Origin of the sequence: Amycolatopsis sp. Poz14, from assembly GCF_006704225.1 — a bacterium.
Taxonomy (GTDB): Bacteria; Actinomycetota; Actinomycetes; order Mycobacteriales; family Pseudonocardiaceae; genus Amycolatopsis; species Amycolatopsis nivea.
In genome coordinates this window covers 1886686-1912143 of sequence record NZ_JACLHD010000001.1, presented here as the reverse complement: position 1 = coordinate 1912143, position 25458 = coordinate 1886686, and the positions used below count along the sequence as shown (strand labels likewise).

The following is a 25458-nucleotide window of genomic DNA, read 5'->3' as shown; positions in this document are numbered from 1 at the left end:
GCGTCAGTTTAGCGGTGCCCGAAGTGCTCTCCTTCGTCCGTGAAACCATGCATGGCAAGGAAAACCATCGCCCCTACGGCGAACATCAGCAGAATTCCGACCGCCAGCTTCCGCCGCGGCGGTGCGGCTCCGAAATCTGTGACCAACTGGTGTCCGGCCAGCAGAAGCAGTGGCTGCCAGCTGGGCCTCGGCGCAGGTGCGGGCAGGTCCGCGACCACCGCGTCCAGCTCGTGCCGGTATTGCGCCGCGTAGACGACCGTGACCCGTTCTTCCACCTCGGCGAGGCTCAGCCGTCCTTCGCCCGCCGCGTTGTTCAGGGCTTTCGTCGTCTGCTCGCGTTCGGCGTCGGAACAGCGGACGGGTCGGTCGTCAGTCATGTTTTCCTCCCGGATACGACTGGAATCAGCCGAACCGCCACCTTCGCCAGCGGTTCGCGGACCACGAGCCCGAGCGCCCCGATTCCGGCCCCGACCACGAACCCCGCGAGCACGTCGTGCGGGTAGTGCGCCCCGACGTACACCCGCGAAATCCCCATCAGCACCGCGAAAACGAGCGCCCAGAGTCCCCATTTGCGGTTGACCAGCAGCAACGCCACCGCGAACGCGGCGACGATGACCGTGTGGTTGCTGGGAAACGCGTAGTCGGCCGGCGGATCGCACGGCAGCAGCGTGTGCACGCCCGGAACCACGCGGCACGGCCGGATCTCGGCGAACGCGGACTTCAGCACGGTGTCCACGGCGAGCGCCGCCGCGATCGCGATCGGCACCCACGCCGCGGCCGCCAGCGCCGCCGGTCCCCTGGTCCGCGCTCGCCAGAGCAGCGCGAGGATCACCGGTGCCACCAGGAAAACCCCGTACTCGCTGAAGGTCGTCGCGATGCCCGCCAGCCAGTGCTGTGACCAGGCGAAATCCGTGACGTCGCGATACAAGCCAGCGTCGATCATCGCGGCACGCTCCGGCGGGCTCGGACGAGTTCGACCAGCAGCGGGCTCAGCGAAAGCAGCACCACCACGGCGATGATCGGCAGCAGGTACGTGTCGATGTTGGGCACCGACGCCCCCAGCGCGTACCCGGCGAGCGTGACCCCGGCCGTCCACAGCAGACCGCCGATCACCTGCCACAACGCGAATTTCGCGGCAGGCATCCCGGCGATGCCGACGAGCGGGTTCAGCACGGTCCGGACCACCGGGATGAACCGCGCCAGCACGACCGCTTTGCCCAGCCCGTACCGGCTGAGCAGCGCCGATCCGCGCGCGATGCCCTCGTGCAGGTGCTTGCTGCGCACGCGGACGAGCAGCGCGCCTCCCCCGCGCCGACCGAGGACGAATCCGGCTTGCGCGCCGAGCAGTGCGCCGGCCGCCGCGGCGACGATGACGGCCGTGAGGGGCAGGTGCAGTTTCGACGAGGCCGCCAGCACCCCTGCGGTGAACAACAGCGAATCGCCCGGCAGGAAGAAGCCCACGAGCAGGCCGGTCTCGGCGAACATCACCGCGAAGACGCCGAGCGGGCCGAACGCGGCCAGCAGCCACTTCGGGTCGAGCATGCCCACCTCCAACTACTACACAACTGTCGAAATTCTACATGAACGTAGTAGTGGGCTGGGCTGCTTCGACAAACCGGTAGAATTTGGGTCATGCGCAACGGACGGGGCGAGAGCGCCCGGCGGGCTCCCGGCGAGCTGGAGGCCGAGGTGCTCGCGGTGCTGTGGGAATCCGACGAGCCGATGTCGGCCGCCGGCGTGCAGGAACGGATCGGCGGCGGGCTGGCCTACACCACCGTCGTGACGATCCTGTCCCGGTTGTTCGAGAAGGGCGTCGCGACCCGCGAGAAGCAGGGCCGCTCGTTCACCTACCGCGCCGCCGACGACGAACCCGGGCTCGCCGCCCGCCGGATGAGCAAGGTGCTCGACGCCGAAGCGGACCGGTCCAGCGTGCTGGCGAAATTCGTGTCGAACCTGTCCGAATCGGACGAGGCCGTGCTGCGCGACCTGCTGCGCCAGAACGGCGGTTGACCGTGAACCTCGACCTGCTCGTTCCGCTGCTGCTGCCGCTGGCGTCCTGGCCGGTGGCGCGCTGGGTCGCGCCCCGGTTGTCGCCGCGGCTGGGCAGCTGGCTGCTCGCCGGTTCCGCGCTGGTGCTCGCCGTCGGCAGCACGGCGACGCTCGCGGTCCTCGCGGCGGCGGGGCTCGCGCAGCTGCCGTTCGTCGGCGAGCTGGGAGATTTCTCCGCGGTCGCGTTCCGCGGGGCCGACGCGGTGAACCTGCCGCTGGCGATCGCCAGCGGGGTCGCGCTCGTCGTCGCCGGGGTCGCGTTGACGCGGGCGGCGACGCAGCACGTGCGCTGGCACCGGAAGGTGCACGCCGAACTGAACGCGCACACCCGCGAGGCTGGCTTCGTGCTGCTGCCGGGCGAGGAACCGGTCGCGTTCGCAGTGGCGGGCGGCGGCGGCCGGATCGCGGTGTCCAGCGGGATGCTCGCGGCGCTGGAACCGCAGGAACGCCGCGCGTTGCTGGCCCACGAACGCGCGCATTTGCGGCTGCGGCACCACGTTTTCGCCGCGATCGTGACGGTGGCGACCACGGTCAACCCCGTGCTGCGTCCGCTCGGCGCGGCGGCCCGGTTCGCGCTGGAACGCTGGGCGGACGAGGCGGCCGCGGACCGCGTCGGCGACCGGAAACTGGTGGCCACGGCGGTCGCGAAGGCCGCGCTGGCCAGCCGGTCCCAGCCGTCGCTCGCGCTCGCCGCGACCGGCGGACCGGTGCCGCAACGCGTGCGTGCGCTGCTTTCCGCCCCGTCGTCCGGTTCGCGGCGGAATCCGTTGGCGGCAGTGGCCGTGGCGGTCGTGCTGGGTGCGTGCGCCTGGTCAGCGGCCAGCACGCTCGACGCGGCGACCGATCTCCACTCCGGACTCGAGACCGCGCAGCACGCCGCGTGCGTGCTCGCGCAGGGGACCCACGGCGAACCCGCGCTCCCGGCATTCCGACACGAGCACCGGGACTGCGCCGAACGCTGACCGCCACGCTCCCGGTGCGGCGGCGACGTCGGAGTCGTGCAGCAGAATCGTGCCGCCGCCGGTCAGCCTTCGGCACACGGTGCGCACGACCGAGCGCGGAGTGGCGCGACTGGTCCAGTCAAATCCCCAGGTGCTCCACAAAACGGGCTGAAGTCCGAGCACGCGCGCCGAGAGCAGGGCGCTCGCGCTGAACACTCCGTACGGCGCGCGCAACCACTGCGGTCTCGTGCCGGTGATGAGTTCGATCAGGTCGACGGTGTGTGCCAGTTCGTCGTGCAGGGCCTTCGGGGAGCGGCGCAGGAAGCAGCGGTGATCCCAGCCGTGGACTGCGACCTCGTGCCCGGCGGCGGCGATCTCCCGGCCTAGTTCCGGTGCGGCGGCCAGTTCCCGGCCCAGCACGAAGAAGGTCGCGCGGATGTCCAGCTTTTCGAGGATTCGGAGGAATTGCGGCGTGGACTCCGGGTTGGGGCCGTCGTCGAAAGTCAGCGCCACGTGGCTGGGGTCGCCTCGTCCGGCAAGTCTCGCCGTCCGCAGCTGCGGTACGAACAATGCGGCTGGCGCTGCGTGTGCGACGGCTGCCGCGGCGAGCCCGCGGATCATCCGGCTGCCTTGACCGGTCGGCGCAGCAACCACTCGAGCGCCTCGGTCAGTTCGCTCGGCGAATGGACCCACGGGACGATGCCGTCGTTGTGCAGTACGGCGGCGTTGGCTCGGCCGTGGCCGGGCAGGCAGCGGTAGGTCAGCACCGGGAGGCCGGTCGCGAGCGCCTCCGACGTCGTCAGCCCGCCCGCGTTCTGCACCACGACGTCGCACGCGCGCATCAGTTCCGGCATCCGGTCGACCCAGCCGAAAACGTGCCGATGTCCGGTTTTCCGCAGTCTTTCCGCCAGTGCTTCGTTGCGGCCGCACACTACGACCGGTTCGACGAGACCGGTCGCGAGGAGGTCATCGGCGGTCTGTCCGATTTGGCCTACGCCCCAGGATCCGGCCACGACCAACGCGAGCGGGCCGTCGTGCGGAAGGCCGAAGGTGAGCCGGAGCCGCAGCCGTTCGGTGATCCCGGCGGTGGGCCGGAAGGCGGGTGCGACCAGCGGACGCGAGACGAGCGTGCGACCGGCTCCGAGCGCTCGGGCTTGGCGGGCGGCGGTTTCGTTGGGAGCGACGGTGAGCGTCGCGTCCGGGCTCACGCACAGGCGGTGCACCGACGGGTCGGTGAGGTAGACGACCAGCGGCGCAGTCAGTTCGTTGGACCGCCGCAGCCGGGCGACCGCGTGCGTCGCAAGCGGATAGGTCGAGACGACGACGTCGGTGTTCTCCCCCAGCAGCTCGCGCAGTCGCGGCGTAGCGAGGCCGGCGAACCGACGGGCGGCTCCGGCCAGCGCGGGGGTGCCCAGTGCGCTGAGCAGCCAGTCCCAGCTGCGCGGCACGGTGTTGAGCTGCCGGTGGTAGGCGCCGCAGAGCAGTTCGCCGAGTCTTCCCGGCAGCAGGTCCAGGAAATCGGCGCGGACGACGTGTGCGCCGCGGCTGGAAAACCACCGGTCCAGCTCCCTGGCGGCACCGTCGTGTCCCGCTCCGATCCGGGCGGACACGATCACCACGCGGGCCATCGGGCACCTCTTTCTGCTTCTACACGGCTGTAGTAAAACTACATCCCTGTAGAATGAGAGTCGAGGCCGGACCGCCCGCGGCGATACACCCTCGGTCCGACATTCCGGGCGCCCTCTCCGCAATTTGGGGTAAGCGGTAACCCGTCCAGGTGAGACGCCCGCTACCGTGGGTCTTTCGACCACCGGATGCGGCAGGAAGAGGAACCCCGATGCGTCGCAAGACTTCCAGCGCGCTCCGCGTCGCCCAGGTGCTCCTGGCCGTCGTCTCGCTGCTGGTCCTCGGCGGCACCGCGTTCGCGTGGTCGAAGCTGAACCAGATCACCGACGGCCTGACCAGGTCCGATGTGATCGGCTCCGGGTCGAACTCGCCGATGGACGAGCAGAACATCCTGATGGTCGGCCTCGACACGCGCACCGACGCGGAGGGCAATCCGCTGCCCGATGACGTACTCGACCAACTGCACGCGGGCGGCGCCGAGGACGGCGGCGACACGACGGACACGATGATCGTCGTGCACATCCCGGCGGGCGGCGGGAACGCCACGGCCATCTCGATCCCGCGTGACTCGTATGTCCAGCTTGCCGGGAAGTTCGGGAAGCACAAGATCAACTCGGCTTATACGTATGGGCAGACTGCTCGGAAGAACGAGCTGAAGGCTCAGGGGGAGTCTGGGCCTCAGCTGGAGACGGACTCGGCGCAGGCTGGGGCCAAGACGGCGATCGAGACTGTGCAGCAGTTGACCGGGCTGACCATTACGCACTATGCGGCGGTCAATCTGGCTGGGTTCTACTACGTGAGCCAGGCTGTGGGCGGAGTTCCGGTTTGCCTTAAGGCCCCGGTTCGGGATTCTTACTCTGGGGCTAATTTCCCTGCTGGGCCGCAGAATGTTGCCGGAGCGCAGGCGTTGCAGTTCGTGCGGCAGCGGCATGGGTTGCCCAATGGGGACTTGGATCGGATCAAGCGGCAGCAGGTCTTCATGGCGAGTATGGCTAAGACTATTCTTTCCGCTGGCACGTTGACGGATCCGGGTAAGTTGGATGCGTTGATCGGGGCGGTTAAGAAGGCTGTCGTTGTTGATACCAACTGGGATTTGCTCGGGTTTGCTCAGCAACTGCATGGGATGAGTGCTGGGAGTATCAACTTTGTCACCGTGCCGGTGGTTAGCATTACTTTGAAGACGCCTAATGACGGGGATGCCGTGCAGGTGGATCCTCAGCAGGTGCAGAAGTTTGTCCGGGAGCAGACCGGGGCTGCTACTTCTGCTCCGTCTTCTTCTGCGCCGCCGTCTTCGGCTGCTGGGGATCCTGCGTTGGCTTCTTATGTGGTGGATGTGCGGAACTCGTCTGGGGTGGACGGGTTGGCCAACCGGGTTGCGGACAAGCTTGCTGCTGCTGGGTATCAGCGGGGGTCTGTCACTAATAGTGCTACTCGGCGGACTTCTACTGTCTATTACGGGCGGGGGCAGCGTAGTCAGGCTGAGGGTATCGCGGCGAAGCTCGGTGGGGTTGCGGTGGCTTCGGACAGTTCTTTGGACAAGGATCATTTCCGGGTTTATTTGGGGCAGAAGTATTCGGATGATTCCGGGGTGCATCCGGCTTCCGCTCCGGCGGTTATGGAGCCTCCTGCCGGGGGTGCTCCGGAGATTACTGCTGATGGGGTTACTTGTGTGAACTGACCCGGCTCGTGCTTCGCACATCGCGGGTCGGGAGTGCGGTGGGACACCCCGAAGCTTGATTGTGATGACGGTCTGGGGTGGTGTGGGTGCACCGATCGTTGGGTGCATCGGCTGCGGATTGGTGAGCGGGGTGCTTGGCTTGGGTGCACTGGTTGCGGGGTGATGGGTGGGGCGCGCGGCTCGAGCGCACCGGTTGCGGGGTGGCGGGTGAGACGCGCGGCTCGAGCCATCGGCGGCGGGTTGGCGGGTGGGGCGCGCGGCTTGAGCGCTGGGTGAGGATGGGTTCGCGGCCGCCGGTTGTGGGGGTCGTGGAGCGCCCCAATGTGGCATTGGGTGCATCTGACGCACCCAATGTGGCGTTCGGTGCATGCGATGCAACCAATGCCACATTGGGGCGCATCCCGCGCGCTGGCGAACTGATGGAAGCAGGCGGGTCCGTGAAGGGGCCCCTCACGCACGGCGGATGGGTCGTGAGGGGAACCCTGAGGGAATCAGCGGCCGTGAGGGTGGCCCTCACGGCACCTTGTCGTCCGTGAAGGGCTCCTTGAGGGAACCCAAGTCTGTGAAGGGGTCCCTCACGGACCGGACGCGCGTCGTGAGGGTGGCCCTCACGCACCGGCCGCGGGGGCGTGAAGGGCTCCTTGAGGGAATTAGATTCCCTCAAGGAGCCCTTCACGGACTTCCCGGGCGGGGAAGCAAAACGGGCCGGTCCTAAAAGGACCGGCCCGTTGCTAAAGCAGGGTCAAGCAGAGTAAATCAGGCGTTGCTGCGACGACGGCGAACCACCAGGATCATCGCGCCGCCCGCGATGACCAGGGCTGCGCCGATTCCGATGGGCAGGGCGGCGTTCACGCCGGTGTTCGCCAGCGGGGTCTGGCCCGAGTTGTTGCCGGCCGCGGGGGCGGTCGTGGCGGGCGCGGTGGTGACCGGGCCCGTTTCGGTCCAGGTGCCGGTTGCGGCGGCCTCGACCGCGCTCTTCTGCGACTGTGCCACGATCAGCGACTGCGCCGGGTTGCTGTCGTAGTTCTTGGCCACGAACAGGCGGCCCGTGTTGACGTCGCCGGTGGCCTTGATCGCGAGTTCGGCCGTGCCGGGCTTCGCGTCCTTCGGGACGTCCAGGAACAGCTTCGTGCCGTTCTTGATCGCCGAGGACTTGATCTCCTCGCCATTCTCGCCGACGACCTTCACGCCCTCGGGGAGCTTGCTCGTGAAGTCGGTGACGCTGCCGGTGGTGGCGACGGTGAACGGGCCGATCTTGGTGCCCGCTTCGCCGGTCGCCTTCGCCGGGGTGATGCTCAGCGCCGGCTTCTTCTCCTCGACGCCGGTGTTGGCGTCGCCGGTGAGGTACTTGTACAGCGCGAGAACGTCGGCCGCTTCGTCCGGGGAGCCGTTGGCCAGCGGGTTCTCGGCGTCGAGGTCCTTCGCGTCGCTGTAGTGCCACACCGCGGCCTGGGTCGCGGTCAGCGCTTCCTTCGTGGACAGACCGTCGTGGAGCTCGACGCCCTTGCCGGTCAGCGCCTTCTCGATGGAGGCGACGTCCTGCGACGGGTAGCTGTGGTGCAGCACCCAGTTGATGTTCTTGTTGTTCTTGCGGAACGGCGACTTCGCGTCGGGGTAGTCGTTCCAGGCGTGCTCGACCATGGTCTCGCCGAACCGCGCGCCGACCTCGATCTGCACGCAGTACATCTTCGAGATGGCGCCGTCGGACAGCTTGAAGTTGAACAGCGTCGTCTGGACCTTGCCCTTGTCGGCGATGTTGACGTCGAAGCCCGACGTGCCGCCGTACACCAGCTCGCCCGAGGCCGCGCCGCTGCGCGCCGTGGGGGCGTTGTCGTCCGCGAGGGCGACCGGCGCGGCGATCATGAGCGCCGCTGCCGCGGAAGCCGCCGCGGCCCCTCCCCGGACCAGAATTGACCTGCCGTGCATGCTTTCTCCCATCGAGTCCCGAACCACGAACGACGGACCGCGTGAGACCACATCTCCCCGACCACGGCGGCCACCAATTCGGGTGAAGAATCCACCCAGTCAAGCGATGGCGAAGCATACACAGGGCTCACATGTGCACTGTGGGTGGTCCCCTGAATGCGCTTCTGTACCTTCAGGGGGAGTCGTTCCTCCCCTTGCGTTGCTCTGGGTAGATATGCGAAGAGCTGCGGAAACCCGAGAGAAAAGGCGCGGAACGTTGAACAAGCAACCATCGGCGGACGTGCTGGCCGCGTTCGGCTGCGCCGAGGACCCGGTTCGGTTGGAGGGCGGGAAAGGCGAGACCTGGCGCGCCGGGGACATCGTGCTGAAACCGGTGGAGTTCGCTCCGGAAACGCGATGGCGGGCGGCGGCGCTCGCCGAGGTGGCGGAATCGGCGGAGTTCCGGATCGCCCGGCCGCTTCAGGCTCGCGACGGGGAATGGATCGCGGGAACATCCGTCGGCCAGAATTCATCCGGCGGTCATCCGTCGCTCGGCTGGGAGGCGAGCCGGCTCGTCCCCGGCCGCCCGGACACTTCCCGGCCCGACGACGCGATTCGGGCCGGGATCGCGTTCCATCAAGCGATCGCCCAGCTGCCGCGGCCGGATTTCCTCGATTTCCGCACTGACCCCTGGGCTATCGGAGACCGCGTCGCCTGGGCGGAATTGCCGCCCGAAGGCACGGCACCCGCTCGCGACCTCCTCCGCCCGTTGCTCAAGGCGCGCCGTCCGGTCGAGTCGGCCGCGCAGGCGGTGCACGGCGACCTTCCCGGCAACGTCCTGTTCGCGCCCGGACAGCCGCCCGCGGTGATCGACTGGGCGGTCTACTGGCGTCCCCCGGCCTGGGCCGCCGCGGTGGCGGTCGCCGACGCGTTGTGCTGGTACGGCGCGACTCCCGAGCTGATCGACCGCTGGGCGCATCTGCCGGAATGGCGGCAGATGCTGATCCGCGCGCTCGTCTACCGGATCGTCACGCACGACATCTCCGGCTTCTGGACGCCCGACCAGATCGCCGCCTACCAGCCCGCGGTCGAGGCCGTGCTCAGCTGACGAGGTTCTCCAGCGGCTCGCCCTTCGCGTAGTGCGCGAGCTGGCGTTCGGCCAGCCGCTTCGCGCGCGGGTAGAACGAGTCCGAACCGCCGGCGATGTGCGGGGTGATGATCGCGCCGTCGAGGGTCCACAGAGGATGGTCGGCGGGCAGCGGTTCCGGGTCCACGACGTCGAGCGCGGCGCGCAGGCGACCGGCGGAAACCTCAGCGGTGAGCGCGTCGGTGTCCACGGCGGTGCCGCGGCCGACGTTCACGACCAACGCGGTGTCCGGCAGCAGCGCCAGTTCCTTGGCCCCGAAAAGGCCACGCGTCTGCGCGGTGTCGGGCAGGACCAGGACCACGATGTCCGCGGACGGCAGGAGCTCCGGCAGTTCGTCGATGCCGTGCACGCCGGAGCGCGCGGTGCTGGCGACCCGGACCACCTCGGCCTCGCCGGCCTCCAGGTACCGCTCGATGGCTTGGCCGATCGAGCCGTAGCCGACCAGCAGGACGCGGCAGTCGGCGAGCGAGCGCGTGTGCACCCGGTCCCACGAGCCCTTCTGCTGCTGCGCGAACCAGCGCGGGAAATACCGTTGCGCGGCAAGGATCAGCGCGAGCGCGTGCTCGGCGACGCTGAGATCGTGCAGGCCCCGGCCGTTCGCCAGCTGCACGCCGGACGGGACGAGCGGCAGCAGATTGTCGTACCCGGCGGAAAGCGTCTGGACCGCGCGCAGCGACGGCAGTTCCGGGATGAGCTTCGCCGCCGCCGGGCCCTGGTCGTAGGGCAGGACGTAGAACTCGACGTCGTCGAGGCCGTCCGGCGGGGTGCCGCGGCCGTCCCAGACGACCGCGTTCAGTTCGGCCGGAACGGAAATGTCGGACCAGGGCACCAGTACACGCGCGGTCATGCTCGCCTTTCCTTCGTCTTCGCCGGAACCGCGAGCACCAGCACCGCGGCTGCGGCCATTGTCCCCGCCAGCATCAGGAACGCGGCAGCCGTGCTGCCGGTGGCGGATTCGAGCCAGCCGACCAGGTAGGTCCCGAGGAACCCGCCGAGCGCGCCGGCGGCGTTGACCACGGCTACCGCCACCCCGGCGGTCCGCTGCGGCAGGAGTTCGGAAATCATCGCGAAGAACGGGCCGTACGGCGCGTACAAGGCGACCGCGGCGATCGCCAGCAGCACGAACGCCCACCAAAACTGCTGCTTGCCCAAGAGATACGAACCGTAGAACGCGACCGCGCCGGCGAGCAGCCACGGCCACACGAATCGCCGCCGCGCCCCGGTCCGGTCCGAACCGCGCGAGTTGATCAGCATCGCCACCACGGCGAACGCGTACGGGATCGCCGACAGCAAACCGGTCGCGCCGATCCCGGCCGACGAGCCCGCCTTGACGATCGACGGCAGCCAGAACACGAAGCCGTACACCCCGATGCTCCACAACAGATACTGCGCCGCCAGCAGCAGAACTGCCTTGGACCGCAACACTTCCCGCACCGGCCGCGCAGCCGGTTCCGGCAGCTGCGCCTGTTCCGCGGCGATCGCGTTTTCGACCGCGGCGCGACCGGCCGGGTCGAGCCAGGGAGTGTCGGCGGGCCGGTCGCGGACCTGCGCGCGGAACACGAAAGCCCAGATCAGCGCCGGAATTCCCTCGATGATGAACATGCCGCGCCAGGACGTCGCCTCGATCAGATACCCGGACGCCGCCGACAGCCACATCACCGTCACCGGGTTGCCCAGGATCAGGAACGCGTTGGCCCGGCCGCGTTCGGCCTTCGTGAACCACCGGGCGAGCAGCACGACGAGCGCGGGCAGGACCGCCGCTTCCACCGCGCCGAGCAGGAACCGGACCACGATCAGCACCGGCACCGAACTGAGCAGGCCCTGCGCGGTCGCCAGGACTCCCCACGCGAGCACCGACCAGAAGATCAGGCTCCGCACGCTGCGGCGGTCGGCGTAGAGCACGCCCGGGACCTGCAGCAGGAAGTAGCCGAGGAAGAACGACGCGGCGATCAGGCCGGACGTCGTGCTCGTGAGGTGCAGTTCCTCGGCCATGCCGCCCGCGGTCGCGATCGAGAAGTTCGACCGGTCGAGGTAGGCGAGGCTGTAGGTGACGAAGACGATCGGGATCAGCCGCAGCCAGCGCTGCCTCCCGAGCGTGCCCGCCTGCTCGACGGTGTTCATCCGGTACTCCTGTCGCCGCTGACCCAAGTCCTTGACGAGCTTTCCGTCATATGGAAAGCTATTCCGCAATGCGGTGAGAGGCAGTGTGCGTCGCCGCGCGCGGGACGTCAAGGGGGTCCGATGGCGGACATGGTCGGCAAGGCTTTGCGGGTGCTGTCCCTGCTCGGCGGCTACCCCGAGGGCGTGCCGCTGTCCGAGCTCGCGCGCGCCGCCGGGTATCCGGTGAGCACCACGCATCGGTTGCTCAGCTCCTTGCAGAGCGAGGGATTCGCGCGCAATGACCCGGTGTCGAAGCGGTATTCGCTGGGGCTGCGGCTGTTCGAGCTGGGCCAGTCGGTGTCGCAGGCGCGCGGGTTCGCCGGTGTCGCGCTGCCGGTGATGCAGAAGCTGTCCGCGGAGACCGGCGAGCCGACGCTGCTGGCCGTGCTGGACGGGCACAACCAGGTTTACGTGCACTCGGTGCAGGGGTCCCAGCGGCTGCAGATCCGCGGCGAACCGGGCGCGCGCGGGCCGTTGCACTGCACGTCGATGGGGAAATGCCTGGTCGCGTTCGCGCCGAACCGCGATGAACTGGTCGCTTCGCTTGAGCTGCCCGCGTTGGGCCCGCGCACGATCACTTCGCGCGAGGCGTTCGCGGCGGAGATCGCGGCGGTGCGCGAACGTGGTTACGCGATCGCTGACGAGGAGCACGAGGAAGGCATCCGCGCGGTCGGCGTTCCGATCCGGACTCCGGACGGGACCGCGATCGCCGCGTTGTCCACCGCGGCACCGGCTTACCGGCTAAGCGTGGCTCAACTCGAGGAGTTCGTGCCCGCTTTGCGTGCTGCCGCGCGGGAATTGGCGGCACTGCTGCCCCGGTGAGCGCTTACGCGCCGATCTCGCCCCGGATCCACGAGACGAGCTGGTCGACGCGCGCCGCGGTTTCGATGCCGGGCTGAGGACAGTCCGGTCCGAAGTTCTCGACCGCGATCAGCGTGTTCTTGCCCTTCACCGGCACGAAGAACGGCGAACCCGAGTCGTCCGGGCAGGGGCTGTTCTCGACGGTGCGCTTCTTCAGCGGTTCGAGGGTGATCTCGTTCTTGCGCACTTCGTCGACCTGGAAGTCGCCGCGTTTGATGTGATCGGTCTGCACGATGACCTTCGAGGACAGCGAACCCCAGCCGACGAACGTCGTGTGCTGCCCCGGGTCCGGCGGCCCGTCCGGCAGCGCGAGCGGTTCGATGTCGGTGACCGGCTCGGACAGCTTGGCGAGCGCGAGGTCGTTCACCGCGGACTGGCGCGTGTCCACGATCTTCAGCACGTGCCCGCGCGGATCGGAGTCGGTGAGCTTCCCGATCGCGGCGGTCATCGTGTAGTCGGGTTTGCCGCTGACGCGCGTGCCGTCGAGGTCGTGGAAGCAGTGTCCCGCGGTGACGATCCATTGCGGGGCGATCAGCGACCCGCTGCACCCGCCGGTGCGGACGCCGCCGCCCTTCTCCGGAATGTCCTTTGAGGACAGTTTGACGCTGAACGGGGTCGGATGATCGGGCAGCGCGGGCGGCTGCGCGGAGGACTTGCCGCCGGTGCCGCCGGTGCCGCCGCTGACTGTGCTGCTGGCGTTGCCCGCGTTGCCGCCGGCGCTGCGCGCGACGGCGACGTTCGACACCGGTTTGGCCGTCTCCGCCTCCGCCGTCCGGTGCAGGCCGACGTAGGCCCCGGCGAGCCCGGCCCCCAGCACCGTGGCAGCCGCCACGGCACCCAGCCGAAGGCTCGCCCGCTGAGCGGAACGTGACTTTGCGTGCACCACGGGGTCCAAGATAGCGAAGTTGTTAACCCGAATGAGTGAGAGTGCCCGATTAATCCGGTGACCAGGGTAGAAACTGACGGCCTCGATACGCCGGGTTCGCGGTTGGTCACGGAATGCTAACGGCGGCGGGGTGTTTTGCCTGGAGGCTGGGCCGTTTGGCGGCACGGGGCGGATTGTGGGGGTTGCTCCCGATCAGCGGGACATCTGCGGGGCGGGCTCGGTTCGGGCGGGCTCGGGTTGGGCGGGCCCGGGTCGGGTCGGGCGGGCTCGTCCGAGCGGTGTCGGGTCGGGCCGCCTCGATGGGGTTGCTCGGGTGCGCGGAGGGTGAGCAGTGGCGGTGTCGGCCAGAGCGCTGCGGAGGACGGGCCGACGAAAACGTGCCGGACGGCTCTCGCTCTCGCCGAAGTCCGTGAAGGGCTCCTTGAAGGAATCTGGTTCCCTCAAGGAGCCCTTCACGGACCACTGGCATCACGCGTCTGGCCCGCCGCGGCTGGGGCGCGCGCAGGATCTCGGCCGCTGCTGCACGATCTCCTCCCGCAGCCGGAGCCCGACGGCTAGGCAGCGGGCAAGTACCGAGGAGCCTGCCGCGCGTGTGACGCCTGCTCGTACGCGTAGGCGAAGTTGAGCAGCTGCGCATCGTGATACTTCGTGCCCAGGAACGAGACCCCGACCGGCAGCGGGCCCGCGAAACCGGCTGGCACGGTGATGTTCGGGTAGCCCGCGACGGAGGTGTTCCGGGTGCTGCTCAAGAACTTCGGGTCGCCTGGGCGGTCCAGCGGCGAAGCAGGCAAGCCGCTCAGGGTGATGATTGCGTCGAGGCCCTTCGAGGCAAGGACGTCGTCGATCGACCGTTGTGCGATGCCCGTCGCGGCGGCGCGCTGGCGGCGGTAGGTCTGGTCGGTCAGGTTGCCGTCGGCCTTGTTCGCTTCGATCAGCAGGCTTTGGTCGAACAGCGGCATTTCGACGTCGCGGTGCTGGTCGTTGTAGGCGATCAGCTCGGACAGGTTCCGCGGGTGGTTGCCGGGGGTCGCGCTGAGGTAGGCGTTCAGGTCGTGTTTGAACTCGGTCAGCAACGCCGGGAAAAGATCCGGTTTGACCGACCAGGAAATGTCCTCGACGTCCGCGCCCTCGACGACCGTCGCGCCCAGTGAGCGCAGAGTGTGCACTGTGGACTCGAAGACGCGGTCGGCTTGCTGATCGATGCCGGTGTGACCCTTTCGCCAGATGCCGATTCGCTTGCCGCGCAGGGCGTTGCGATCCAGACGGAGGTCCTTGGGAATCGCGGGCGCGGCGGCGACTGAGGCGGGATCAGCTGGGTCGGCACCGGTGATTACGGCGAGGGTGAGTGCGGCGTCGGTGACGTTGCGGGCGATCGGGCCGGGGGTGTCGTGCTGGGTGGTGATCGGCACGACGCCGCTGCGGCTCACGACGCCGAGGCTGGTTTTCACGCCGACGGTCGAGGTCGCGGCCGCTGGGCACACGATCGAACCGTCGGTCTCGGTGCCGATGGCGACCGTCGCCAGACCGGCTGCGGCGGCGACTGCCGAGCCGCTCGAGGAGCCGCATGGGCTGCGGTCCAGTGCGTAGGGATTGCGGGTCTGGCCCGCGACTCCGCTCCAGCCTGGGATTTGCCCGCCTGAGCGGAAGTTCGACCATTCCGACAGGTTCGCTTTGCCGAGCACGATCGCTCCGGCGGCGCGCAGGCGCTGGACCAGGAACGCGTCTTTGGCGGGGCGTGAACCGAGCATCGCGGTGGACCCAGCGGTGGTGGTTTGCCGGTCTGCGGTGTCGGTGTTTTCCTTTAGCAGAACTGGAATTCCTTCCAGGGCGCTGCGGGAAGAGTGGGTCCGGCGGCGGGCGTCGCTTTCCTTCGCCGCCGCCAGTGCGTCCGGATTGGTTTGCACGACGGCGTGCAGTTTGGGGTTCAGTTCTTCGATCCGGCGCAGGTAACCGCGCGTCAGCTGTTCCGACGTCAGTTGCTTCCGGTCCATGGCGCGCTGCAAATCGGGAATGGTGGACTGGTCGAGGAAACGAGCCGGCGAGGCGTCCGCCGCGGCGGGCAGGAGCAGGCCCGCCGCGGTGAGGGCCGCCACCGAAAGCCGTTTCAGCGAGGTGGTGCGCATGGGTTCTTCTTTCTTATTCGCGGAGGCCGATGGCGTCGATGGGCTTGGCGCGCAAGGTGACCCGAGTGGACAGTCCGAGCGAGACCAGGCTGAGCAAGAAAGCTCCGGCGATGATTCCGCCGAATACCGCGGGAGTTCCTGCCGGGAGCGGAGTGTCGCGCAGGGCAAGGTTCAGAATCGCCAACGGAATCGCCGCCACCACGGTGCCGATCAGCGCCGCGATGCCCGCGGTCGTCAACGCTTCCAGGCGCATCATCCGCACGACCTGGCCCCGGGTGGTGCCGATCAGCCGCAGCAGGGCGAATTCCCGCGAACGCTGCGCGGTGGTCATCACCAGCGTGTTGGCCACCGAGATCACCACGTAGCCGAGGATCACGCCGACCGCGACGAGGTTCAGGTAGAACTGCTGCTGCGCCGAAGCGCTTTCCAGCGCGGAAACCGTGGAGCTCGGGGTCACGGTGAGGCCCGGGTAGCGGGCGCTGAGGTCGCGCAACGCGGCGGTCACCGCGGCCGGATCCGCGTTCGGGTCTTGGCGCACCAGAACGGAACTGTCCATCCGGTCCCCCGTGTGCGCGCGGGCGAGATCGGCGGGCAGCACGTACTCGCCGAACGCCTGGTTGTGCGTGTAGACCGCGACCAGTTTCACCTTCGCGGGGCTGCCGTCGCCGAACCAGAAGTCGACCTCGTCGCCGATTTTCTTGTCGTACCAATCGGCTTCGCTCTTGCTCATCGCGACGGTGTCGCCGCGCAGGTCGGCCAGATTCCCGGACACGACGCCGAGGTCGAGCACGCCGCGGACCTGGTCGCCGTTCAGCCCCTGCGCCGGGTACTTCATGACGCGCAGCTGCTGGTCCTCCTTGACCGTGGTGACGACGTCGGTGCGGATCACCGAGGTAGCGGCCGCGACTCCGGGGATGGCCCGCGCCGCCGCGGCGACCTCCGGGGACAGCGCGCCGGTCGTGCTCGTCAGGACGTGGTCCGCGGTCGTCGACCGGACCGCCTGCTCCCGGGTGGCGGCGGCGGACGACGTCTGGCTGTAGAACATCGAGATCGCGAACGCGACCGCCAGCATCACCGGGGTCACCGCCGAGGCGAGCCGCCGGGCGTTGGCCTGGTTGTTCGCCGCGGCGAGGTAACCACTGATGCGCGAGAAGCCGGAGTACAGCGGGCCGATGATCCGCGTCATGAAGGCGACCACCTTCGGCCCGAGCACCGAGAGCCCGATCACGACCACCAGCGCGGACATCGAGGAGGCGGCGAGCGCACCCGGTCCGGTCACGTACATCGGGACGGTCGCGCCGCCGAAGCCGAGCGCCACCAGCACCCAGCCGACGACGAGGCGGGCCCGGCCGAGTTCGCGGCGTTCGACGGCCGCCTCGCCGAGCGCTTCGATCGGGCGGATCGACGACGGACGCCGCGCCGCCGACCACGCGGCCAGCCGGGCCGCGCCCAAGCCGAGCAGGAACGCGACGACGAGCGGGAGCGGGCCGATCGCGAGGCCGAAGTCCTGCGGGATCACGCCGACCGCGGCGAAGGAGTTGCGCAATCCGTAGCCGACGGCCACGCCGAGACCCGCGCCGAGCACCCCGGCGATCGTCGCGACCAGCATGGTTTCGGCGCTGATCAGCTTGCGGATCTGCTTCGGGGTGGCGGCGATCGCCCGCAGCAGCGCGAATTCCCGCCGTCGCTGGTTGATCACCAGCGCCAGCGTGCTCGCCACGACGAACACCGCGACCAGGATCGCGTACCCGCCGAACGCGCCCGCGAGGATGAACAGCAGCATCCGGGTCTGGCTCACGTCGAGGAATTCGACCGTGCTGCGTTCCATCCCGGCGGTCACCGTGACCGGTTCGCCCTTGACCGCCGCGTTGACGCGGTCTTCCAGGTCGCCCGCCGCGACCCCGGGAGCGGCGAGCACGCCGATCGCGTGGACCTGCCCGGGCTTCCCGGAAAGATCAGCGGCGCGCGCGGCGGAGAAGTACAGGGCCGACTGCCGGCTCAGCCCGCTGGCGGACTGGGGCGTGGCGATGCCGCTGACCCGGAACTCCATCGGCGTGGACCGGGTCGAGATCCGCACTGTGCCGCCGACCGAAACTCCGGCGCGGGCGGCCAGTTCCGCGTCGAGAACGACCTCGTTCGCCGCCTCGGGCGCGTGCCCGTCCCGGATGGAGAGCGGGGCCAGCACGGCCGCGTCCCAGTTGTGCCCGCGCGACTGGGTGCCGTTCGGGCCGGTGAGCACCTCGCCGCCGGACGTCACGACGTTCGCCGGGAAGTCCTGCTCCGGCACCGCCTGGCGCACCCCTGGCACCGACGCGATCCGGTTGACCAGCGTCTCCGGCACCGTGGTCTGTTCGGTGACCTGCTCGGACTCGCCGAAATCCGATCCCGGCGGTTTCGTGGTCTGCACCCCGCCGACCACCACGGACGCGTCGGCGTAGCGCTCGGTCGGGACTCCGGCCCGGAGACCGGATTCCATGAGGATGCCGCAGCCCGCGACGAGCGCGGTGCCGCAGAGAATCGCGATGAACGCGCCGACGAACCCGCTCAGCCGGGCCCTCGTCGTCTGCCAAGCCAACGACCACATGGCGGTCACCACTCCCCGAGGTGCGTCAGCCGCTGCGCGACCCGCTCGGGGGTCGGCTGCGCGAGGTGGCCGGCGAGCTTGCCGTCGGCGAGGAACAGCACTCCGTGCGCGGCGGACGCGGCGACCGGGTCGTGGGTGACCATCAACACGGTCTGGCCCATCTGGTCGACCACGGTGCGCAACAGGTCGAGCACCTGGCGCGCGGTGCGGGTGTCGAGCGCGCCGGTCGGTTCGTCGGCGAGCACGACCTCGGGCCGGGTGATCAGCGCGCGGGCGATCGCGACGCGCTGCTGCTGCCCGCCGGACAGTTCCGCCGGGCGGTGCTCGAGCCGCTTCGCGATGCCGACGCTGTCGACGATCTCGCGCAACCAGCGCGCGTCGGGCTTCTTGCCCGCCAGGCGCATCGGCAGGGTGATGTTCTGCAGCACGTTCAGCGACGGCAGCAGGTTGTAGGCCTGGAAAATGAACCCGATCCGGGTCCGGCGCAATTCGGTGAGCGCGCGCTCGCGGAGTCCGCCGAGTTCGGTTTCGCCGAGCAGCACCTTTCCCGAACTCGGCCGGTCGAGCCCGGCCGCGCAGTGCAGGAAGGTGCTCTTGCCGGACCCGGACGGCCCCATCACCGCGGTGAACGAGCCTCGCTGGATCCCGACCGACACCCCGTCCAGCGCGGTGACCGCGCCGTCGCCGGAGCCGTAGATCTTGCGCACCGCTTCCAGCCTCAGGGCGTGTGTTCCGCCTGTGTTCATGTTCGTGTCGCTCCTCGGACCAGCAGATTTCTGTCTCTACGAAGCTATGGCGGCGGGGGCGCGGAAACGATCCCGAGCGCGAGAGTCTTGGGGGTAGCGCAGGCACCACCACGCCCGGTGGGGAGGTCCTAATGGGACACTGTGCGGGTGAAAAGGTGGCTGCGCTCGTGGTGGTCCGGACTCCGCTATTTGCTGGTGGGAGCCGCGACCGCGTTTCTCGCGATGCTGCTCTTTTTCGCGATGGCCATCGTGCTCGCGACGTGTTTGATCGGCGTCGGGATTCCGGCGCTCCCGGTCGCGCTGAAACTGCTCCGCTACCCGCTGCGGTTCGAACGCCGCCGTGCCGGGCGCAGGCTCGGCGAGCCGATCGCGGAGCCGTACGCCAACGTTTCGCCCATTCGTGACCCAGCGAGCCTGCGCGATCTCGCATGGCTCGCGGTGCACGCGGTGGTCGGCTTCCTCGTCGGGGTGCTCGCGTTCGGCCTGCCGCTCGGCGGACTGCGGCAGATCCTCACCGGCGTGTTCTGGTGGCTGGTGCCCGGCGGAATCCAGAGCTCGCTGGAATTCATGGTGAACTCGTGGCCGTCGGCCGCGCTCTGCATCTTCAGCGGGATCGTCATGATCGCGCTCACCTTTTGGGCCGCGCCGCTGGCTCGCTGGCAAGCCCTGGCGACGCGGGCGCTTCTCGGCCCGCGGCCCGGCGCCTCGCTGACTGACCGGGTCGTCGAGCTGACCGCGACCCGCGCCGCCGCGCTGGAGGCGCACGGCGCCGAACTCCGCCGTCTCGAACGCGATCTGCACGACGGGACGCAGGCACGGCTGTCCGCGGTCGTGCTGCAACTCGGGATCGCCGATCAGCTTTTCGAAGGAAATCCCGCCAAGGCAAGGGAATTGCTCGGCAAGGCGCAGGACGCGGCGACCGAAGCGCTCGCCGAATTGCGCACGGTCGTGCGGAGCATCCACCCGCCGCTGCTGACCGACCGCGGGCTCGACGGCGCGATCACCGCGCTCGCCGACCGATGCGCGGTTCCGTGCACTGTGGACGTTCGCAGCTCCGCGCGCCGCCCGGCCGCGGTCGAGGCGGCGGTGTACTTCATCGTGGCTGAAACGCTCGCGAACGTGACCAAGCATTCGGGCGCGGAACACGCGTCGATTACGCTCGACGGCACCGTCGACACCGTGCGGATCGAAATCCGCGACGACGGCCGCGGCGGCGCGGACGAATCCCAGGGCAGCGGACTGGCCGGGATCCGGAAACGCGCCGAAGCTTTCGACGGGACGGTCACGCTGACGAGTCCGCCCGGTGGACCGACTGTTCTGGAAGTGGAGTTGCCATGCGGGTCGTGATCGTCGAGGACGACGCCCTGCTGCGAGAAGGTTTGGTGCTGCTGCTCGACACCTCGGGCATTGAGGTGGCCGCCGCTTTCGACCATACCGACGACTTCCTCGCGTTCGTCCGCGAGGACCGCCCGGACGCGGTGATCACCGACGTCCGGCTGCCTCCCACGCACACCGACGAGGGCCTGCGCGCGGCCGTGCAGGCGCGGCAGCTGCACCCCGGGCTGCCGGTGCTGGTGCTTTCCGCGCACGTCGAAACCCGCTACGCGGCGGAGCTGCTCGCGGACGGCAAGGGCGCGGTCGGGTACCTGCTCAAGGAACGCGTCGGCAAGGTCGCCAAGTTCCTCGATTCGCTCCAACGGGTGGTCGAGGGCGGCACGGCGATGGACCCGGAGGTGGTGACCCAGCTGCTGGCCCACCGCCGCGACCCGCTCGACGCGCTGACCGCACGCGAACGCGAGGTGCTCGGGCTGATGGCGGAGGGCTACAACAACGCCACGATCGCGGAACTGCTGGTGGTCAGCGACGGAACGGTGCTCAAGCACATCCGCAACATCTTCGCGAAACTGGGGCTGCCGGAGGACAACGGACACCGGCGGGTGCTCGCTGTGCTGGCCTACCTGAACGGGAAGAGGTAGCGCAGGCGCTACCGTGAAGTTGGGTGCTTACGGCCTGTTTGCGCCCTTCTCCGCTGCATAGTGTTCTCGGCATGGAGACTTCCCGAAGCCGCACCGCCGGCGGCCCTGTTGTGACTACCTTGCTGTGGCTGATTTTTCTCGCCGGCGCCGCTGCTAACTCGATCGGCCAGTTCGCTGGGTTGGAGGCGACTTACCGGTATATCGGCGGCGGGATAGCGGTGGCGTGTCTAGTGTTGCTGCTGGTGCGTTACCTGGCGCGCCGCAAGGACTGACCAGGGTTGAGGGGCCGGGCAGCGAATGCCCGGCCCCTCAAGCCTCAGGACACCTTCGGCGTCGCCCGCGCGCCGAAGTGCATGTACGGCTCCCCCGTCGGCAGCGTGTAGAACAGCACCGGCGTCCAGAACTGCCCGCCCGGCATGCGGAGCAGGAACAGCGTGTCCGAGACCGCCTCCAGGTCGAATTCCTGGACCTTGTCCGGCGTCAGCTCCGCCAGCGGTCCGGTCGTCGTGTACACGACGCGCAAACCACCCTCGCGCTCCACAACCTCGACATGCGCGCCAGCCCGTTCGTACACCCCGACGTGGCGGCTCGCGTCCACCGTGACCGGCGTGGCCGGGGGTTCGAGCGGGCGCGGCATGGCGACGTCGGCGAGTTCGGCGAAGATTTCCCGGTACAGCTCGGTGTACAGGTCCCGAGCGTGGCCGCCGTTCGTCAGCAGGGTGACCGCGAGGCCCGCGTCCGGCAGCAGGCGCAGGAACGCCGACTGGCCGATCGTGTTGCCGTCGTGGCCGATGATGCGGCGGCCGTCCCACTCGTCGCGGATCCAGCCGAGGCCCCACGAATCGCCGAGGGTGTGCTTGTCCGGGACGTCGGCCTGCTTGTCCGCCATGGCCGCGGCCGATTCCGCCGACAGGATCCGCGTGCCGTCCTCGGTCAGCCCGCCGGTGAGGTGCAAGCGGGCGAAGGCGAGAACGTCCTTCGTACGCGAGGTGATCAGACCGGCCGGTCCGGCCGAACGGGGCAGCTGCCAGACCGGAGCCGGAGCCAGTTCTTCGCCCTCCGGCGCGTCGTGGCCGACGGCGGCGCGGAACAGCAGCGCTTCCTCCGGCAGCGTGACGGTGTGCGTGAGGCCGAGCGGCGTGTACAGCTTGTCCCGCATCGCGGCGTCCCAGGTTTTCCCGGTGAGCTTCTCGATCACCCGGCCCATGAGGACGAAACCTGAGTTGCAGTAGGAGAAAGTCGCGCCGAGGGGATGGTTCTGCGCGGCGTCCTCCAGCAGGTCGACGAACTTCTCGACACAGTCGTCGCCGCGGCCGGTGTCGGTGAAGATGTCGCCGTCGATGCCGCTGGTGTGCGTCAGCAGATGCCGCATGGTGACGCGCTTGGTCACCTCCGGATCGGACAGCCGCAGTTCGGGCAGCACGTCGACGATCGGGGCGTCGAGGTCGAGCAGGCCCTCGTCCACGAGCTGCATCACCACGGTCGACGTCCACACCTTGGAGATCGAGCCGATCTGGAACAGCGAGTCCTCGGTGACCTCGACCTCGGTCGTCTTGCTCAGCACGCCATGGGTCGCGAACACCTCCTCGCCGGTGTCGACGCGCAGGATGCCCAGCGACGCACCGGGAACGTCGTGCTTGCGCGCCAGTTCCGCCAGGCGACGGCTCCAGTGCGCGGCCTCGATCGGCACCCGCGAACCCGCGTATTGCTCGACCCAGTCGACCACGCGCCGGTTGTAGTCGACGCGGTGCGACGGCGGACCGTCCAAAATGAACAGATGCGCGCCGCCTGGGTACAGCACCAGCCGGGACGGCACGTCGCGCTCGCGCAACGCGGTGAACCACTGCTCGGCCTGACCGACCGGGCAGCGGACGTCTTCGCCGCCGTGCAGGATCAGCGTCGGGGTGCGGACGTTCTCGACCTGCGCGTGCGGGGAGGAGTTCTCGTATTGTCCCGACGAGAGTCCGGCGAATTCGTTGACAGCCATGAAGTGTCCGCCGTCGGACGTCCCGGCAAGGCTGGTCAGGTCGCTGACCACGCCACCGGCCACCGCGGCGGCGAAACGGTCGTCACGGCTGGTCAGGTAGCAGGTCATGAAGCCGCCGTAGCTGTAACCCGTCACGGCGAGCCGGTCCGGGTCGGCGAGGCCTTCGGCGACGAGCTGGTCGATCGGTTCGAAGAAGTCCGGTGCGTCCGCCTGGCCCCACGCGCCGATCGCCGCGGTGTAGAACGCTTCGCCGTAACCGTCGCTGGCTCGCGGGTTGATCAGCAGCACTGCCCAGCCGCGTGCGGCGAGGGTCTGGTGGTACAGGTGAATCGAGTCCGCGGCACCGTTCCAAGCGTTGTGCGGACCGCCGTGAATGTCGATCAGCAGCGGCTGCGCGCCAGTGCGTTCGGTGTCACGGATGAGCCAGCCTTGCACGACGGTGCCGTCGCTGATGGTGAATTCGCGCGATTCACGGGTGAACAATTCCGCTTCGGACACTGCGTCGCCGTGCTTCGTGCGCACGTCGACCTCGCCCGTGGCGCGGTCGACAACGGCGACCTCGCCGAAGGAATCGTTGGTAGCCAGCACAATCGCGGCCCAGTCGCCGACCAAGTCCATTCCGGACACTACGTTGCCGTCGCCGGTCAGCACCGCGCGAGGCTCGCCACCGGCAAGGTCCACTTCGTACAGATGAGTGCAGCCGCGGTCGCGGATCGCGAACACCACGACGTCGCCCGCCTCGGTCAGCTGCGGCAGCGCGCCCGGGTAGCCGGGGCCGCCGGGCATCACGTTGCGGTCGAGGCCGGCGGCCAGGTCGACCGTCTCGCCGCCGTCCAGCGGGACGCGCAGCAGGCCGAGGTGCCCGGTGGCGGTGTCGGTGCGGCCGACCACCAGGAGCGCCTTGCCGTCCTTGGTCCAGCCGGCCGTGCCCGCCATGCCCTTGTCGGTGCCGACCAGGCGCGGTTCGGCGTTCCGCTCGGTGACGTCGAGAACGTAAGCGGCGGAACGGAAAGTGAGGTCGGCGTCGGCGTCCAGGGCCGCGGTGAACGCGACGTGCTTGCTGTCGGGCGACCAGGCGGGCTGGCCCGCGTGCCAGTCGCCGGAGGTGCGCTGCTGGACTTCGCCGGTCGCGACGTCGAGGACGTGCACGTGGCTGCGGAGCGTCTTCAGCAGGCCGGGGCCGTCGGACTTGTAGTCCAGCCGCTCGGCGACGATCGGCGTGTTCGCCGGCGGCGCTTCGACGACCGCGGCGAGATCGATCGCCGAGGAGAACGCGATCTTGCTGCCGTCCGGGCTCCACACCGGCGCGCCCGCGCCGAGCGGCAGCTTGGTGAGCTGCTCGGCCTCGCCGCCGTCCGCCGGGAGGATCCAGATCTGCGGCGGGCCGTCCTGGGCGCGCAGGAACGCGAGCCGGGAACCGTCCGGGGACCATTTCGGCGCCGCGTCCGCGTTGCCGCGCGTGAGCTGGCGGGCTTCGCCGGAGGAAGCGCCGACCGTCCACAGCGCGTCGACGTTCCGGTCCTCCTCCCGGTCCGCGGTCCGGACCACGTAGGCGATCCGGCTGCCGTCCGGCGAAAGCGCGGGCTGGCTGGGCGCGGCGAGGTCGTAGAGGTCATCGATGCCGAGACGGCGGGTCATACGCTGGCTCCTTGGGAGATCGCGGGCTCGTGGCCCTCGGATTCGGCACTGTGCTGATCGTTCCTAATCCGGCCACAGCCACGGCCTAATGGCTTCTCAGCAACGGTTACGTGCCGAGTGGGGGGCGGCCTTCTTTTGGCCGGATTAGGAAATGGCAGGCCGATGCGTGCCGCCGGGGCGCGGCGTCCTCGGCCGGATCGGCCCGGAGGCAGATCTCGCGGTCGCTGCGCACCAGCGGGCCGACCGGGCAGCGCGGGTGGTACCGGCAGCCGGTTGGCGGATGGTGCGGATCCGGCGGTTCCGCGTCCGCGGTCGCGCCGGGCTCCTGGTCGAACAGCGACTTGTGCGCCGAGGGGGCGGCGTCGAGCAGGTCGCGGGTGTAAGGATGCTGCGGATCGGTGAGCACCTGCTCGGCCGGTCCGGCTTCGACGATCCGGCCGAGGTACATCACCGCGACGAAATCGCTGAGATACCGGATCACGGCGAGGTTGTGCGAGATGAACAGCATCGACAGGCCGAGCTGCCGCTGCACCGAACGCACGAGGTTGAGCACCGCGCCCTGCACCGAAACGTCGAGCGCGGAGGTGATCTCGTCGGCGATCAGCGCCTGCGGCTGACCCGCGAGAGCCCGGGCGAGCGCGACGCGTTGCCGCTGCCCGCCGGACAACTGCCCCGGCAGATGCGCGGCCCGTTCGGGATCGAGATTGACCAGTTCGAGCAGCCGGGCGACCTCCGCCGAGCGGTCCGTCCCGCGCGGCATCGCTTCGGCGATCGATTCGCCGATGGTCATCCTCGGGTTGAGCGAGGAATACGGATCCTGGAACACCATCTGCAGCGGACGCCGACGCGGCAGTTTCCGCACGTCCACGCCGCCGAGCAGCACCCGGCCCGCGCTCACCGGCGACAATCCGACGGCCGCCTTCGCGAGCGTCGACTTGCCCGAACCCGATTCGCCGACGAGCCCGACGACCTTGCCCGCCGGGACGGTCAGCGACACGCCGTCCACCGCGGTGAGCCCGCGCCGCCCGCCGTACCGGACGCTGACCGAATCGAAAACCAGCTCGCTCATTCCGCCCCTCCCGCCACTGCTTCGTTCCGCCCGGCGCGATGGTCCGTGAAGGACTCATTGAGGGAATCAGATTCCCTCAATG

21 protein-coding genes and 1 pseudogene are annotated in these 25458 nt (G+C 69.2%); 8 read left to right on the top strand and 14 right to left on the bottom strand.

Annotation, left to right across the window (positions count from 1 at the left end):
* Positions 1-8 precede the first annotated feature (8 nt).
* Genes FKO37_RS09495 through FKO37_RS09485 form a run of 3 tightly spaced genes read right to left on the bottom strand, consistent with a single transcriptional unit; the run spans position 9 to position 1542 of the window.
* The gene (locus tag FKO37_RS09495) at positions 9-377 is read right to left on the bottom strand and encodes a DUF1707 domain-containing protein (protein WP_037816807.1); all 369 of its coding nucleotides are present in this window, start codon (positions 375-377) and stop codon (positions 9-11) included.
* Positions 374-943 (bottom strand): phosphatase PAP2 family protein, encoded by a 570-nt coding sequence (locus FKO37_RS09490; RefSeq protein ID WP_037816809.1) that lies wholly within the window; start codon positions 941-943, stop codon positions 374-376. Before FKO37_RS09490 ends, FKO37_RS09495 begins: the two co-directional genes overlap by 4 nt.
* Positions 940-1542, bottom strand: coding sequence for a DedA family protein (locus tag FKO37_RS09485; RefSeq protein WP_051729237.1), 603 nt, complete (start codon positions 1540-1542; stop codon positions 940-942). Before FKO37_RS09485 ends, FKO37_RS09490 begins: the two co-directional genes overlap by 4 nt.
* Before the next feature lie 90 nt (positions 1543-1632).
* Here FKO37_RS09485 and FKO37_RS09480 point away from each other — a divergent pair, with 90 nt between their 5' ends.
* Positions 1633-2010, top strand: a complete 378-nt coding sequence (locus FKO37_RS09480) for a BlaI/MecI/CopY family transcriptional regulator (RefSeq protein ID WP_043828018.1) — start codon at positions 1633-1635, stop codon at positions 2008-2010.
* Between the two features lie 2 nt (positions 2011-2012).
* Positions 2013-3011 carry a M56 family metallopeptidase gene (locus FKO37_RS09475; protein ID WP_238608242.1) on the top strand — a complete coding sequence of 333 codons (999 nt, stop codon included), beginning with the start codon at positions 2013-2015 and terminating at the stop codon, positions 3009-3011.
* Positions 3012-3167: 156 nt separating this feature from the next.
* Here the strand turns inward: FKO37_RS09475 and FKO37_RS09470 are convergent.
* Positions 3168-3611 (bottom strand): annotated as a pseudogene (locus tag FKO37_RS09470) (polysaccharide deacetylase family protein); the annotation flags it as partial.
* The gene (locus FKO37_RS09465) at positions 3608-4618 is read right to left on the bottom strand and encodes a glycosyltransferase (RefSeq protein ID WP_037816816.1); all 1011 of its coding nucleotides are present in this window, start codon (positions 4616-4618) and stop codon (positions 3608-3610) included. The gene FKO37_RS09465 and the pseudogene FKO37_RS09470, both read right to left, overlap by 4 nt.
* Positions 4619-4827: 209 nt before the next feature.
* On the opposite strand from FKO37_RS09465, the gene FKO37_RS09460 reads away from it, so the two are divergent.
* Entirely contained in the window at positions 4828-6294 is a 1467-nt protein-coding gene (locus tag FKO37_RS09460) for an LCP family protein (RefSeq protein WP_238604259.1), read from the top strand.
* Positions 6295-7050: 756 nt separating this feature from the next.
* On the opposite strand, the gene FKO37_RS09455 is transcribed toward FKO37_RS09460, so the two are convergent.
* Complete coding sequence (locus FKO37_RS09455) at positions 7051-8220, bottom strand: thioester domain-containing protein (protein WP_043828165.1); 1170 nt, start codon at positions 8218-8220, stop codon at positions 7051-7053.
* A gap of 256 nt (positions 8221-8476) precedes the next feature.
* On the opposite strand from FKO37_RS09455, the gene FKO37_RS09450 reads away from it, so the two are divergent.
* Positions 8477-9307, top strand: a complete 831-nt coding sequence (locus tag FKO37_RS09450; protein ID WP_238604258.1) for a TIGR02569 family protein — start codon at positions 8477-8479, stop codon at positions 9305-9307.
* Here the strand turns inward: FKO37_RS09450 and FKO37_RS09445 are convergent.
* Both FKO37_RS09445 and FKO37_RS09440 read right to left on the bottom strand, forming a co-directional pair.
* A complete protein-coding gene (locus FKO37_RS09445) occupies positions 9300-10193 on the bottom strand; it encodes a 2-hydroxyacid dehydrogenase (protein WP_238604257.1) in 894 nt (297 codons plus the stop codon). The two genes, FKO37_RS09450 and FKO37_RS09445, sit on opposite strands and share 8 nt — an antisense overlap.
* Positions 10190-11467 carry an MFS transporter gene (locus tag FKO37_RS09440; RefSeq protein ID WP_238604256.1) on the bottom strand — a complete coding sequence of 426 codons (1278 nt, stop codon included), beginning with the start codon at positions 11465-11467 and terminating at the stop codon, positions 10190-10192. Before FKO37_RS09440 ends, FKO37_RS09445 begins: the two co-directional genes overlap by 4 nt.
* A gap of 120 nt (positions 11468-11587) precedes the next feature.
* Between FKO37_RS09440 and FKO37_RS09435 the strand changes: the two genes are divergently transcribed.
* Complete coding sequence (locus FKO37_RS09435) at positions 11588-12328, top strand: IclR family transcriptional regulator (RefSeq protein ID WP_037816826.1); 741 nt, start codon at positions 11588-11590, stop codon at positions 12326-12328.
* A 4-nt stretch (positions 12329-12332) separates the two neighbouring features.
* Here the strand turns inward: FKO37_RS09435 and FKO37_RS09430 are convergent, their stop codons facing one another.
* The 4 genes from FKO37_RS09430 to FKO37_RS09415 form a co-directional block, all read right to left on the bottom strand.
* Positions 12333-13199 carry a trypsin-like serine protease gene (locus FKO37_RS09430; RefSeq protein WP_037816828.1) on the bottom strand — a complete coding sequence of 289 codons (867 nt, stop codon included), beginning with the start codon at positions 13197-13199 and terminating at the stop codon, positions 12333-12335.
* 608 nt (positions 13200-13807) lie between these two features.
* Entirely contained in the window at positions 13808-15376 is a 1569-nt protein-coding gene (locus FKO37_RS09425) for an amidase (RefSeq protein WP_037820434.1), read from the bottom strand.
* Positions 15377-15389: 13 nt separating this feature from the next.
* Entirely contained in the window at positions 15390-17960 is a 2571-nt protein-coding gene (locus FKO37_RS09420) for an FtsX-like permease family protein (protein ID WP_238608241.1), read from the bottom strand.
* Between the two features lie 5 nt (positions 17961-17965).
* Positions 17966-18706 (bottom strand): ABC transporter ATP-binding protein, encoded by a 741-nt coding sequence (locus FKO37_RS09415; protein ID WP_037820432.1) that lies wholly within the window; start codon positions 18704-18706, stop codon positions 17966-17968.
* Positions 18707-18853: 147 nt separating this feature from the next.
* Here FKO37_RS09415 and FKO37_RS09410 point away from each other — a divergent pair, with 147 nt between their 5' ends.
* From FKO37_RS09410 to FKO37_RS09400, 3 genes are all read left to right on the top strand, one after another.
* Entirely contained in the window at positions 18854-20053 is a 1200-nt protein-coding gene (locus tag FKO37_RS09410) for a sensor histidine kinase (protein WP_167754307.1), read from the top strand.
* Positions 20041-20682, top strand: a complete 642-nt coding sequence (locus FKO37_RS09405; RefSeq protein WP_043836645.1) for a response regulator transcription factor — start codon at positions 20041-20043, stop codon at positions 20680-20682. Before FKO37_RS09410 ends, FKO37_RS09405 begins: the two co-directional genes overlap by 13 nt.
* 71 nt (positions 20683-20753) lie before the next feature.
* Positions 20754-20954, top strand: a complete 201-nt coding sequence (locus FKO37_RS09400; RefSeq protein ID WP_134732405.1) for a hypothetical protein — start codon at positions 20754-20756, stop codon at positions 20952-20954.
* A gap of 44 nt (positions 20955-20998) precedes the next feature.
* On the opposite strand, the gene FKO37_RS09395 is transcribed toward FKO37_RS09400, so the two are convergent.
* A complete protein-coding gene (locus FKO37_RS09395; RefSeq protein ID WP_238604255.1) occupies positions 20999-24307 on the bottom strand; it encodes a serine hydrolase in 3309 nt (1102 codons plus the stop codon).
* A 106-nt stretch (positions 24308-24413) separates the two neighbouring features.
* Positions 24414-25376, bottom strand: coding sequence for an ABC transporter ATP-binding protein (locus FKO37_RS09390; RefSeq protein WP_238604254.1), 963 nt, complete (start codon positions 25374-25376; stop codon positions 24414-24416).
* Between the last annotated feature and the right edge of the window lie 82 nt (positions 25377-25458).

What these genes read in the sequence shown, in the direction of transcription:
- FKO37_RS09455 (WP_043828165.1), bottom strand. Translation starts at nt 8,220, where the DNA reads ATGCACGGCAGGTCAATTCTGGTCCGGGGAGGGGCCGCGGCGGCTTCC.
- FKO37_RS09440 (WP_238604256.1), bottom strand. Translation starts at nt 11,467, where the DNA reads ATGAACACCGTCGAGCAGGCGGGCACGCTCGGGAGGCAGCGCTGGCTG.
- FKO37_RS09420 (WP_238608241.1), bottom strand. Translation starts at nt 17,960, where the DNA reads ATGTGGTCGTTGGCTTGGCAGACGACGAGGGCCCGGCTGAGCGGGTTC.
- FKO37_RS09405 (WP_043836645.1), top strand. Translation starts at nt 20,041, where the DNA reads ATGCGGGTCGTGATCGTCGAGGACGACGCCCTGCTGCGAGAAGGTTTG.
- FKO37_RS09435 (WP_037816826.1), top strand. Translation starts at nt 11,588, where the DNA reads ATGGCGGACATGGTCGGCAAGGCTTTGCGGGTGCTGTCCCTGCTCGGC.
- FKO37_RS09490 (WP_037816809.1), bottom strand. Translation starts at nt 943, where the DNA reads ATGATCGACGCTGGCTTGTATCGCGACGTCACGGATTTCGCCTGGTCA.
- FKO37_RS09395 (WP_238604255.1), bottom strand. Translation starts at nt 24,307, where the DNA reads ATGACCCGCCGTCTCGGCATCGATGACCTCTACGACCTCGCCGCGCCC.
- FKO37_RS09480 (WP_043828018.1), top strand. Translation starts at nt 1,633, where the DNA reads ATGCGCAACGGACGGGGCGAGAGCGCCCGGCGGGCTCCCGGCGAGCTG.
- FKO37_RS09390 (WP_238604254.1), bottom strand. Translation starts at nt 25,376, where the DNA reads ATGAGCGAGCTGGTTTTCGATTCGGTCAGCGTCCGGTACGGCGGGCGG.
- FKO37_RS09465 (WP_037816816.1), bottom strand. Translation starts at nt 4,618, where the DNA reads ATGGCCCGCGTGGTGATCGTGTCCGCCCGGATCGGAGCGGGACACGAC.
- FKO37_RS09400 (WP_134732405.1), top strand. Translation starts at nt 20,754, where the DNA reads ATGGAGACTTCCCGAAGCCGCACCGCCGGCGGCCCTGTTGTGACTACC.
- FKO37_RS09460 (WP_238604259.1), top strand. Translation starts at nt 4,828, where the DNA reads ATGCGTCGCAAGACTTCCAGCGCGCTCCGCGTCGCCCAGGTGCTCCTG.
- FKO37_RS09495 (WP_037816807.1), bottom strand. Translation starts at nt 377, where the DNA reads ATGACTGACGACCGACCCGTCCGCTGTTCCGACGCCGAACGCGAGCAG.
- FKO37_RS09425 (WP_037820434.1), bottom strand. Translation starts at nt 15,376, where the DNA reads ATGCGCACCACCTCGCTGAAACGGCTTTCGGTGGCGGCCCTCACCGCG.
- FKO37_RS09445 (WP_238604257.1), bottom strand. Translation starts at nt 10,193, where the DNA reads ATGACCGCGCGTGTACTGGTGCCCTGGTCCGACATTTCCGTTCCGGCC.
- FKO37_RS09415 (WP_037820432.1), bottom strand. Translation starts at nt 18,706, where the DNA reads ATGAACACAGGCGGAACACACGCCCTGAGGCTGGAAGCGGTGCGCAAG.
- FKO37_RS09485 (WP_051729237.1), bottom strand. Translation starts at nt 1,542, where the DNA reads ATGCTCGACCCGAAGTGGCTGCTGGCCGCGTTCGGCCCGCTCGGCGTC.